The organism is Methylobacterium sp. CM6247 (assembly GCF_054817925.1).
The window spans coordinates 3666011-3677587 of sequence record NZ_JBTXKX010000003.1; the positions used below are offsets into that span (position 1 = coordinate 3666011).

The 11577-nt window shown below is 66.6% G+C and carries 10 protein-coding genes; 9 read left to right on the plus strand and 1 reads right to left on the minus strand.

The genetic code is table 11. The features are described 5' to 3' along the window. The first annotated feature begins 92 nt into the window (after positions 1-92). The 6 genes from ACYQOP_RS18170 (at position 93) to ACYQOP_RS18195 (ending at position 6459) form a co-directional block, all read left to right on the plus strand. Positions 93-1352 carry a D-alanyl-D-alanine carboxypeptidase family protein gene (locus tag ACYQOP_RS18170; protein WP_461223347.1) on the plus strand — a complete coding sequence of 420 codons (1260 nt, stop codon included), beginning with the start codon at positions 93-95 and terminating at the stop codon, positions 1350-1352. Further along, the gene (gene tmk, locus ACYQOP_RS18175; RefSeq protein ID WP_461223348.1) at positions 1349-2044 is read left to right on the plus strand and encodes a dTMP kinase; all 696 of its coding nucleotides are present in this window, start codon (positions 1349-1351) and stop codon (positions 2042-2044) included. The genes ACYQOP_RS18170 and tmk overlap by 4 nt, the downstream gene beginning before the upstream one ends. Beyond that, entirely contained in the window at positions 2034-3089 is a 1056-nt protein-coding gene (locus ACYQOP_RS18180) for a DNA polymerase III subunit delta' (RefSeq protein ID WP_461223349.1), read from the plus strand. Before tmk ends, ACYQOP_RS18180 begins: the two co-directional genes overlap by 11 nt. An 82-nt stretch (positions 3090-3171) precedes the next feature. Beyond that, on the plus strand, positions 3172-4773 hold the full coding sequence (gene metG / locus ACYQOP_RS18185; RefSeq protein ID WP_461223350.1) for a methionine--tRNA ligase: 1602 nt from the start codon (positions 3172-3174) through the stop codon (positions 4771-4773). 41 nt (positions 4774-4814) lie between these two features. Beyond that, entirely contained in the window at positions 4815-5612 is a 798-nt protein-coding gene (locus tag ACYQOP_RS18190; protein ID WP_461223351.1) for a TatD family hydrolase, read from the plus strand. A gap of 43 nt (positions 5613-5655) precedes the next feature. Next, positions 5656-6459 (plus strand): MBL fold metallo-hydrolase, encoded by an 804-nt coding sequence (locus ACYQOP_RS18195; RefSeq protein ID WP_461223352.1) that lies wholly within the window; start codon positions 5656-5658, stop codon positions 6457-6459. 32 nt (positions 6460-6491) lie between these two features. Here ACYQOP_RS18195 and ACYQOP_RS18200 read toward each other — a convergent pair whose 3' ends face one another. After that, positions 6492-7283, minus strand: coding sequence for an SGNH/GDSL hydrolase family protein (locus tag ACYQOP_RS18200; RefSeq protein WP_056424280.1), 792 nt, complete (start codon positions 7281-7283; stop codon positions 6492-6494). 1066 nt (positions 7284-8349) lie between these two features. Here ACYQOP_RS18200 and ACYQOP_RS18205 point away from each other — a divergent pair. From ACYQOP_RS18205 to ACYQOP_RS18215, 3 genes are all read left to right on the plus strand, one after another. Continuing rightward, complete coding sequence (locus ACYQOP_RS18205) at positions 8350-8526, plus strand: helix-turn-helix domain-containing protein (RefSeq protein ID WP_162242030.1); 177 nt, start codon at positions 8350-8352, stop codon at positions 8524-8526. A gap of 368 nt (positions 8527-8894) precedes the next feature. Next, a complete protein-coding gene (locus ACYQOP_RS18210) occupies positions 8895-10520 on the plus strand; it encodes a Mu transposase C-terminal domain-containing protein (protein ID WP_461223353.1) in 1626 nt (541 codons plus the stop codon). Further along, positions 10520-11533, plus strand: a complete 1014-nt coding sequence (locus ACYQOP_RS18215) for an AAA family ATPase (protein WP_461223354.1) — start codon at positions 10520-10522, stop codon at positions 11531-11533. Before ACYQOP_RS18210 ends, ACYQOP_RS18215 begins: the two co-directional genes overlap by 1 nt. Positions 11534-11577 lie beyond the last annotated feature (44 nt).

Here is an 11577-nt window from a genome sequence, read left to right on the forward strand (position 1 = left end):
TTTCGCGGGCGATCCGCTATACCATCTCGCAAGGGCGAGAACGGACCGGGCTTATCAGCCAAGCCTCGGGGCCGACGGGCATGAGGCGAACGATGCGTGCGACGACGAACCGGACGAATCTGGCCGCCGGCTTTCGGGCCGGTCTGGCCGGCTTGAGCCTGTCGGCGATCGGCTGGTTCGCCGCCCTCCCGGCCCTTGCCCAGAGTTTCCAGACAGCCGCTCCCCACGCCATCCTGATCGATGCGGATTCGGGCTCCGTGTTGTTCGAAAAAGCGGCCGACGAGCTGTTCTCGCCGGCCAGCATGGCCAAGCTGATGACCACGGAGATCGTGTTCAACGAGATCCGGCAGGGCCGGCTCAGCATGGACAGCGAATTCCAGATCACCGAGGACGCCTGGCGCCGGGGCGGTGCCGGGGGAGGCGGCTCCTCGATGTTCGCCCAGCTCAACAGCCGCATCAAGCTGTCCGATCTGCTGCGCGGCCTGATCGTGCAATCGGGCAACGACGCGGCCATCGCCATCGGCGAGGGCATCGCCGGCTCGGAGGAGAATTTCGGTCGGATGATGACCGCGCGGGCCAAGGAAATCGGCCTGACGCGCTCCACCTTCCGCAACGCCACCGGCTATTCCGCGCCCGACCAGAAGGTCACCGCACGCGATCTCGCCAAGCTGGCGATCCACCTCATCGACACCTATCCCGATCTCTACAAGATCTTCGCCGAGCGCGAGTTCACCTGGAACAAGATCAAGCAGCAGAACCGCAATCCGCTGCTGACCCTCGATATCGGGGCCGACGGGCTCAAGACCGGATATCTCGAGGAATCGGGCTACGGCCTTACGGGCTCGGCGGTCCAGAACGGCCAGCGCCTCATCATGGTGGTCAGCGGCCTCAAGACGGCGCGCGACCGCGCCGCCGAGTCGCGCAAGCTGGTGGAATGGGGATTCCGCGCCTTCGAGCCGCGCCAGATCTTCGCCAGCGGTGAGACCGTGGCCGATGCCTCCGTCTTCGGCGGGGCGCAGGGTAGCGTCCCGCTGGTGGCCAAGAAGCCGGTCCGGGTGCTCCTGCCCCGTGGCAACGGCGACCGCATCAGCGCCCGCGTCGTCTATCAGGGTCCCCTGACCGCGCCGGTGGAACAGGGCAAGGAGGTGGGCCGCCTGCGCATCACCCGCGGCGACACCCAGGCCCTCGACCTGCCGGTCTATGCCGGAGAAGACGTGCCAGCCGGCACGATCCCGCAGCGCGCCCTCGACGGAGCCTGGGAGTTCGGGACCGGGCTGTTCCGGCGCGCCTTCGACAAGGTCGGCGCGGGTGACAAGGCCGGTGCGACCGATAAGGCCGGCGCCAAGTCGTGACCGGCCGAAACCGCGGGCGGGGAGGGGTCTTCATTACCTTCGAGGGCGGGGAGGGGGCCGGGAAATCGACCCAGATCGCCCGTCTCGCGGCGCGCCTGCGCGGTGCGTCCTCCATGCCGGTGGTGACGACACGCGAGCCCGGCGGCTCCGCCAAGGCCGAGGCGATCCGTGAGGCGTTGCTGGCCGGAACGGTGAAGCGGCACGGCCCCTTCGCCGAGGCGCTGCTCTTCTCAGCTGCCCGGATCGACCATCTCGACACGCTGATCCGCCCGGCCCTCGCCCGCGGCGAGACTGTGCTGTGCGACCGCTTCTCGGATTCGACCCGTGCCTATCAGGGAGCGGCGGGAGGCCTCGAACCAACCCTTCTCTCGGCCCTGGAGCGGGTCGTCGTCGGGGACACGAAGCCCGACCTCACCCTGATCCTCGACCTCGACCCCGTCATCGGCCTCGCCAGGGCGAAGGCCCGCGCCGGGGAGGGGGAGGCGGCCGACCGGTTCGAGGCGGAGGCCCTCGCCTTCCACACCCGCCTGCGGCAGGCGTTCCTCGCCATCGCCGCAATGGAGCCGGAGCGCTGCGTCGTCATCGATGCCGGCCTCCCCCCGGATGCGGCGGAAGAGGCGATCGCAGCCGCCCTCGCGGCCCGCCTGCCCAGCCTTCTCTCCGGCCCGGAGGCCACCGACGATGCGGCCTGACCGTGCTCCGGAGGATGTCGAACCCGGCGACCTCGCCGATATTCCACGGCCACGCGAGCAGGCCGGCCTCGTCGGCCATGCGGAGGCGGAAGCCGCCTTCATCGAAGGGATCGGCTCGGGACGCCTGCACCATGCCTGGCTCATCGGCGGCCCGCGCGGCATCGGCAAGGCGACCCTGGCCTATCGGGTGGCGCGCTGGCTCATCGCCAACCCGCGCCCCGGCCACGTCCCGGATACCCTCGCGGTCGATCCCTCGCATCCGGCGGCGCGGCAGGTGGCAGCCCTGTCGCATCCCAACCTCGTGGCCCTGCGCCGGACGCGGCCGCACAATGCCAAGACGCTCGCGACAAAGATCTCGGTCGATGCCGCGCGCCATGCCCTCGACCTGTTCGGCTCGACGGCGGGCAATGACGGCTACCGCATCTGCATCGTCGACAGCGCCGAGGATCTCAACGCCAACAGCGCCAATGCCCTACTCAAGATGGTGGAGGAGCCGCCGCCCCGCTGCCTGTTCCTGATCGTCAGCCACGCGCCGGGCCGGCTGCTGCCGACGATCCGCTCACGCTGCCGTGCCCTCAACCTGCGCCCCCTGGGGGAGGGGGAGGTGGCCGAGGTCCTGGGAAGCTTCCCTCCCCCTTTCGTCCGGCCCGATCCGGAGGTCTTGGCCCGTGCCGCCGCCCTCTCCGAGGGCTCGGTGGCGCAGGGCTTCGCCATGCTCGATCCGGCGACATCCGGCCTCGTCGGCGAGATGGAGACCCTGCTCTCGCGCCTCGACCATCCCGACTGGCGCCGCATCCTGGCGCTGGCCGACAAGCTTTCGGGGCGGGACGCGGACGAGCATTTCGCCGCGAGCCTCGAGGCGGTGTTCCGCTTCGTCTCCGCCGAACTCGACCGTCGCCGCCACGAGCCGCCGGCTCGCCTTGCGGCCCTGGTGGAGGTGTGTGACAAGATCGCCCGCGCCGCCCGGGAGGCCGCGACCTACAATCTCGACCGCCGGCCGCTGATCCTCTCGCTGTTCGGCGACCTCGCGGGCGCCGTACGCTGAAGGGACGTGAGCCGGTTCGGCCCGTGCTCCCGGAGCCGTCCCGTGAACCCATGAACCCTGTATCCGGGGATACCGCTACGCGATGGCCAACGATCCAGGCCCCACCCTTTCCGATGCCAATGCCCTTTCCCGTGCGAAAACCTTCGGCATCAGCACGGCGATCTCCTATCCCAACGGCGCGCCGCATATCGGCCACGCCTACGAGGTGATCGCCACGGACGCGATCGCGCGGTTCAAGCGCCTCGACGGCTACGACGTGCTGTTCTCCACCGGCACCGACGAGCACGGGCTCAAGATCCAGCAGACAGCGTCCAAGGCCGGGATCAGTCCGAAGGCCCTGGTCGACGACATGGCCGCGCGCTTCAAGGCCATGGCCGAGGCGCTGAACTGCAGCCACGACCGCTTCATCCGCACCACGGAGCCGGACCATTATGCCGCCGCCCAGGAACTCTGGCGGCGCATGGAGGCCAATGGCGACATCTACCTGTCGAAATATGCCGGCTGGTACTCGGTGCGCGACGAGGCCTATTACAACGAGGACGAGACCGAGACCGCCCCTGACGGGACACGCCGCGCCCGGGAGACCGGCACCGCCGTGACCTGGATGGAGGAGGAGAACTTCCTCTTCCGTCTCTCCGCCTACCAGGATCGGCTGCTGGCTCTGTACGAGGCCCAGCCCGATTTCATCGGCCCCGAGACACGGCGCAACGAGGTGGCGAGCTTCGTCCGCTCCGGCCTCAAGGACCTCTCCGTCAGCCGCACCACCTTCGACTGGGGCGTGCCGGTGCCGGGGCACCCGGATCATGTGATGTACGTGTGGGTCGATGCCCTCACCAACTATCTCACGGTGACGGGCTTCCCCGACGAGGCCGACGCCCGCAAAAAGTTCTGGCCGATGGACCTGCACGTCATCGGCAAGGACATCGTGCGCTTCCACGCGGTCTACTGGCCGGCCTTCCTGATGTCGGCGGGCCTGCCGCTGCCGAAGCGCGTCTTCGGCCACGGCTTCCTGCTCTCCAAGGGCGAGAAGATGTCGAAGTCGCTCGGCAACGTGGTCGATCCGATGGACCTCATCGCGACCTACGGGGTCGATGCGTTGCGCCAGTTCGTCCTGCGCGAAGTCCCCTTCGGCGGCGATGGCAATTACAGCCACGAGGCCATCATTACCCGCTACACGGCGGACCTCTCGAACGGTCTCGGCAACCTCGCTCAGCGCTCTCTCTCGATGATTGCGAAGAATTGCGGCGGCCTCGTCCCCGAGCACGGCGACTTCACGGAGGACGACCGGGCCCTCCTGGCGCTGGCGGACGCCCTGCCGGGCTCCGTGCGGGTGGCGATGGACAAGCTCGCCCTCCACACGGCGCTCGCCGACATCTGGGCCGTGGTGACGGCCTCGGACCGCTATTTCGACGCGCAGAAGCCCTGGGTCCTGCGCAAGACCGACCCTTCCCGCATGGCCGCCTCGCTCTACGTGGTGGCCGAGACCTTGCGGGCCATCGGCATCCTGGTGCAGCCCTTCATGCCGGATTCGGGCGCCAAGCTCCTCGACCTCCTGGCCGTGCCCGCCGACAGGCGGCAGCTCGCCGATATCGGGGAGGAGGGACGACTGGTGCCGGGCACGGCGCTCCCGGCGCCGAGCGGGCTGTTCCCGCGCTTCGTCGAGCCAGAGGCTCCCGCCGTCTGAGGCGGGGTCCGCAGCGTCACCGAGAATCCCGAGTTTTGTCCATGCTGGTCGACAGCCACTGCCATCTCGACTTCCCGAACTTCGCCGAGGATCTTCCCGGCGTGATCGCCCGCGCCGAGGCGGCGGGCGTAACGGGGATGCTCACCATCTCGACGCGAATCGCCAAGGCGCGGGCCTACGAGGCCCTGTCCGAGGCTCATCCGCAGATCTGGCACAGTGTGGGCACCCATCCGAATGGGGCAGGGGACGAGCCCGACGTGCCCACGGAAGAGATCGTCGCCCTCACCCATCATCCGCGCTGCGTCGGGATCGGCGAGGCGGGGCTCGACTACCATTACGAGGACGCCGCCCCCGAAGCGGTGCAGGAGCGGGTGTTCCGCCGGCATATCGCGGCCTCCCGCGAGACCGGCCTCCCCCTCGTCATCCATGCCCGCGATGCCGACGAGCACATGGAATCGGTGCTCGTCGACGAGATGAAGCGCGGGGCCTTCAAGGCGGTGCTGCACTGCTTCTCCTCGGGCCGACGCCTGGCCGAGGTCGGGGTCGAACTCGGCTTGTTCGTCTCCTTCTCGGGCATCGTCACCTTTCGGCGCTCGCACGAGCTCCGCGACATCGCTCTCGCCGTGCCCCGCGACCGCATCCTGGTGGAGACGGACGCGCCGTTCCTGGCGCCCGAGCCGCACCGTGGGCGCAGCAACGAGCCGGCCTATACCGCCGACACCGCCCGCTCCCTGGCCAAGACCCTCGACATGGAGTTCGAGGCCTTCGCGAGCCTGACGACGGCCAATTTCCACCGTCTGTTCGACAAGGCGACCCCATCCGGCGGCCGGGCAGCATGACAGAGGTCCGCGCGCTCCGCTACCAACGGACCGGGAGGTGCGGATGGGTTCTCTGACGTTGACGATCCTCGGCTGCGGCTCGTCCGGCGGCGTTCCCCGTGTGGGTTACGGCTGGGGCGCTTGCGATCCGTCCGATTCGAGGAACCGGCGGCGGCGCTGCTCGATCCTGGTGGAGCGGCGAGGGCAGGCGGGGTCCACGACCCTTCTGGTCGATACCTCGCCGGATTTGCGGGAGCAGCTTCTGGCGGCGCGGGTCCAGAGCCTCGACGCGGTGCTGTTCACCCATGCCCATGCGGACCATACCCACGGGATCGACGACGTCCGGCCGCTGGTGATCCACATGCACCGGCGCATCCCGGTCTATGCCGATGCCGAGACCCGCGCCCTGCTGACGACGCGCTTCGGTTATTGCTTCGAGACGCCGCCCGGCAGCGCCTATCCGCCGATCCTCGACATGAACGATCTCGTGGCGGGCGAGCCGGTGACGATTCCGGGTGAGGGCGGTGCGATCGAGGCCGTGGCCTTCGGCATGGAGCATGGCACCGAGAGCGCCCATGGCTTTCGCTTCGGCCCGGCGGCTTACGCGCCAGATGTCAGCCTGATGCCGGAAGCGGCCAAGGCGCAACTCCGCGGCCTCGATCTCCTCATCATCGATGCCCTGCGCGACACCCCTCACCCGACCCATTACTCGGTCTCGGATGCGCTCGCGCTGATCGAGGAGGTGCGCCCGCGCCGCGCGATTCTCACCAACCTCCACACCGATCTCGACTACGCCACGCTCGCGGCCAAGCTGCCGCCGGGCGTGGTTCCGGCCTATGACGGATTGTCGGTGAGCGTGGACCTCTAGACGCGCAGGCAGAGTGCCGGGGAGGGCGCGCGTCAGTTACGCATGGGGTCGGCCGGGATCAGGCCGGCATTGACCAGGATCTGCGCCGTGGCCGCCTTGGCGAGGCGGTCGTAGCCCGCATCGGTCATGTGCAGCCCGTCGGGGCCGATCATCTGCGCCGGGCTCAGGAGGCCGCTGGCGGCCCAGGTCCGCATCAGGGCGTGACGGCGGATCACCGGCACGTCGAGCTCGGCCGCGAGGCTGTGCAACGCGTCGCCGTAGCGCTCGGCACCGTTGGTCGTCGTCAGGCGGCGGCACCATTGCTGGTCCATGAGGATGACGTCGGAGCCGGCGGCGCGCATCGCCGTGATGCCCTGACGAGTCAATTCGGTGAAACGCTCCACCGTGACGCCGGTCATCGGGTCGTTGCTGCCGGTCTGCCAGATCACGAGGTCGGGCCGCTCGGCCAGAACGTCCCGGTCGAGGCGGCGGGCCATGGCCTCGGCGTCGTCACCACCCTTGCCGCGGTTGAGGACCGTGACGATGGGATGCTTGGCGCCAGCGACGTCGAGACGTCCCTGCAGGTCTTCCTGCAATTGGGCGGGGTAGGCGGTGGCGGGGGAGGAGGCCCCCGACCCTTCCGTGGACGAGGAGCCGAAGGCGACGATGCGGATGTCGGATCCCGCCTTCACCAGGGCGGCCACGTGGGAGAGCTTGGCCAGCGCCCGGGCGGGAATGGCCGGCTTCGATACCACGGGCTCCGCCCATGCCGGAGCGCCGAGGCCCAAAGCCACGAGGGCCAGGCCGAGGAACGGGGCGGCGCAGGGTTTGAGAAGGGTCAGCATCGGATCCGCTTCGAGAACGATCGGGGCGGGCGGTCGCGAAGACCGGTCCCACTCCGCCACGGGTTAGACACGCGGTTTGAGATAGGATTGTGACGATTGCCTCTGAAACTGGCGGATCGCTTAAGGAAGCTGGTGAGCAAGGCGTAAAGCCGCCATCTCTCGGCGACACTTCATGGAATGGTGAATCCCAGCTTCGTGTCAAGTTGGTCCTGTAAGCCCCCCTCACCCCGTTCTCCAGGGCTTCATGTTCCATAATATATCTTATGCGAATGGCAGATATGGGTTTTGAAAGGGCCTGATTTGGGGCGAGCGAGCGAAATTGGCGACGAGCTTGTCACCGCTAACTGGCGGAAGATTAAGAAACCCATTTAAAATCAAGGTGTTACGGGGCATCGATTGGGCACCCCTCCCCGTTCCGCGTACTATCGCCAGTTACGTGTAACCTGTTGATGCGTATGGAATTTTTGAGGACCCCTACCGTTTAGGCTCATCGATTGGGGTACCGTTTGGGGAACCCTCGTCCTCGTTCTCTTCGTTCAACGGCTCTTGAAGCTGCCTTTCACGCTCATGGTCGTAGGCTCGTGCGACAAAGTGAGCGACGGTTCCAGCGTCCTTCCATAGTTCCTGCGAACTGCGCTCTGGCCCTGAGTAAGGGACTAGGGTCATTGAGCGATCTTCGAGAAAATCATGTGTAGGCAGTTGATGACCTACAGTATCGAGCAGCGCCCTTCTTAACGGCAAATATTCGACCTTGAAACTCCCCTCCTTAACGTAGAATGGGTCAAGTCCAAGTTGCGCGCATAGCTTTAAGTAAACTAGTGCTGGCATTTCAGTTCTACGAGAGAAGTAGTTCTGTAGAGAGCGATATGGAACACCGGTGAGGCGAGAAAGGTCTGTCAGCTTAACCGACCTTTTCTTCATCGCCTCTCGTAGCGTCGCTACGATCTCAACCTGCGACCAGTCGGGCATTGCAAAGCACCACATTTGGTGTATGTGTGACCACATGCACCACATTAGACACACAATCACACTTACCATCCCAGCTTCCGAAGAGCTGGATAGGGCGGTGCGTGCTGCCTTTATCGCTAAAGGCACCACGCTCAATGCCTGGTGTACGGCCAACGGCATAGCTCGGCAAACGGTTGATAAGGCGTTGAAAGGCCAGCGCCGTAGCGACAGATCCAGACAGATCGTGAAGCAGCTTCTTCGAGACGCACTCGGTATCGAAGAGCTGGCTGCGTGACAGACTTCTTGTCCACCACGGCGCTAGCATCGCTTGCTGGCATAACGCCGAGGGCGATGAAAAAAGCGCTTCGCTGCGTCTCGAAAGGCGAGTGGGCCTCGTGGCGCGGAGCCCAGCTTGTGATCCGGCAGGTGCATGGTCGGGGCGGCAAGTGTGGTGCGCGGTACGAGGTTCGTGTGGATAGCCTTCCACTCGAAATCCAACTGCGGGTTGGGGCGGTTACGCCGCCGCTTGGTGATACGTTCAACTCCACTTCAAAGGCTGTTGAAGCCGCCACGTGGTGGGCTCATTTTCTTCGACCCATTCTGAACCTCCCGAAGGGCTCGCGTGAGCGCCGCGCGGCGATATCTGCGCGGGCTGGCGTCGAAGTGTGTGGTCCGCAAAGCAAATGGTTCGCACCAAGCCTGCGCGACATTGAGCGCAAGATCAGCAAGGCGGAAACGCACGGCCTGAAGGGCCTGATGCGCAAGCGCCGCGAGACGAAGCCGGAGAGCCGGCTGATCCTGACAAAGCGGTGGGACGCCGCCACGGCCGGCTTGGACGAGACCGTGAGGGGCGAGATCGCTCGCAAGGCGCGCCAACATGTCCGCGACCTATGGGGCAGCGGCGCTGTCTACAGCAGCGTCCAGCGCCTCGCGAGCGAGCACCTTGCCCAGCTGACGCTCCGGGCTGGGATCGGCGGCGACTTCGCGACGATCTTGCCGGCCTGCGAGCTGCCGAAGCATGTTGTCGAGGCCGGCCGCAGTGCCCGGCGCGTGCATGAGTACCGCACGGACATCAAGACGTGGGACGATCAGCGCCCGCGCGTCCGCCTCACTTCGGCGGGGCTCGCGCCGATGGAACTCCTCTTCGGTGATGTGCACCATTTCGATGTCTACGTCGCCCGCACGGACGGCACCCTTGCGACGCCCAAGGGCATCGCCTGGCTCGATGCCGGCACCCGGCGCGTCCGGATTGACCTCGTGTTGTGCGAGCCCGGCACCGCGATCCGTAATACCGACCTGATCGATAGCTTCATCTCCATGACGCAGGACCCACATTGGGGCATGCCGTCGCGGCTCTACCTCGATAACGGCTCGGAATATGGCTTCGCCGACTTCCTGCCCGACGCTCTGAAGCTTGCCGGTCTCGACTGCCACACGGGTAAGAGCGGACCGATCACGCGGGCCGGCGCCTACAATGCGGCAGCCAAGGGTATCATCGAAGGGTCGTTCCGCGTCATCGAGCAGACGATCCTTTCTTCCGTTCCCGGCTACATCGGTGGCGACCGCATGAACTCGCGGCGCGCCAACCTCGGCAAAGCGCCCTCCCCGTTTGACGGCACCTTCGACGATTTCGCCCACGACTTCATCGGGCTGATGGCCTTCTACAATACGAAGCGTCAGACCGGCGATCTCGGAGGCCGCTCTCCGGAGCAAGTCTACGCACAGGCTGTCGCCGAGGGCTGGCAGCGAACCGACGTAGACCCGCTTGCGCTGATGACGGCGTTCTCGATCGAGGGCACGCGCAAGGTCGTGGACGGCAAGATCAAAGTCGGCGGCGAGCTGTTCTACTGCGACGAGCTGGCCTGCCACACCGGCGACAAGGTGACCGTCCGCCTGCCGAAATACCTGTGCTGGCCGGCCGTGCCGGTGTTCACGATCAAGGGCGAACTCATCGGTATCGCCCTCCCCGACCGGGTCTATTCCCGCCTCGATCCGGCCGGGGCCTTGGAGGCCGTCCGCCGCAAGGGCGTGGCCCGTGACGCGATCCGGTCCGAGGCGGCCGACCTCAACCGGATCGATGTGAAGGCGGAGATGATCACCTCTGGCCGCCGTCAGTCCGCGCCGCCGGTACCGGCGAGCAAGGGCACGATCGAGCTGGGCAGGGACCACGCCGAGATCGGCCGGCGCATCGTGGAGAGCCCGACCGAGCGGCGCGACCGCGACCGCGAGGAGAAGCAGGCCAAGCTCAAGGCTACCTTAGACCGCATCGAACGCGCCAGAGGCTTGTGATGAACGACCTCACCCCCACGCTCGACCCCAAGTACGCCCACCTCCCCCTTTACACCCAACGCCTGATCCTGGCGCACAGATTGGAGTGCGAGGAGGAAGAGCGCGAAGAGCGCCGGTGTCAGGAGCGGATCGCACAGAAGCGTGCGGAGATGGCTGCAAAGCGCGCAGCCGAAGCCGCTCAGAAAGAAGCGTTCGAGGCTCGCCGTCAGGCGCATGTAAACCGGGACACCCCCTTCGTGATGACCTCGGCGGCCCGTGTCGTGCTCGACACGATCGACCGCTGCGTACGGTTCGGACACAACGGGCTCGTCACCGGGGCTCCCGGCGTCGGCAAGACGCGTGCGCTAGAGGAGGCGGTACGCCGCTCGGGCACGATGGAAGGGCCTCCCGTTGGCCTTGTGACCGTCACTGGCGTGATGGGCAACTCGACCATGGCGGTGCTGGAGGAGATCGCTCCTCACGTCGGAGTGCGCACTGTCTACAGCGTTACTGCGACGATGAAGCTCCTTTGCAGCCGAGCCAGCGAATTTCCTGTCCTGCTATTCGACGAGGCGCAGAACCTTGCTGACCGCGTGGCGCGAGACCTGTTGGCGATCAGCGAGCAGGCCCACGTCCAGATGCTGTTCCTCGGCAACGACGAGGTGCTGAAGTTCGTCAACTCGCAGAAGGCCGCCATCCGCCAGATCGCTCGGCGCCTGCCGATCCGCGAAGAGATCGACTGCATCCTCGATGCAGACGCGGACCTACTCGCCGGCCAGTATGCCGTCGAGGACCCGGAAGCGCTCCGGCTGTGTCGCACCCTCGCCGAGACCCACCATGCGGACGGCATCGGCAAGGTGCTGCCCATCGCCTGTGCCGTCGCCGAGGCGGCGGGCAGCCGGACGGTCAACGTCGATCATTTGAGGGAAGCGCTGTCGCTCTTCCCGCACTTCTCGCGCGACCTGGCGAGGGCCAAGGCGGGCCCGCAGGTTGAGCGCCAAAGCAGCTTCAAGCGCCTACCGAAGCGGCGCTGATCCCCCTCCCCCTTCGTTGCGTACCCCGCGCCAAGCCTAGAGCC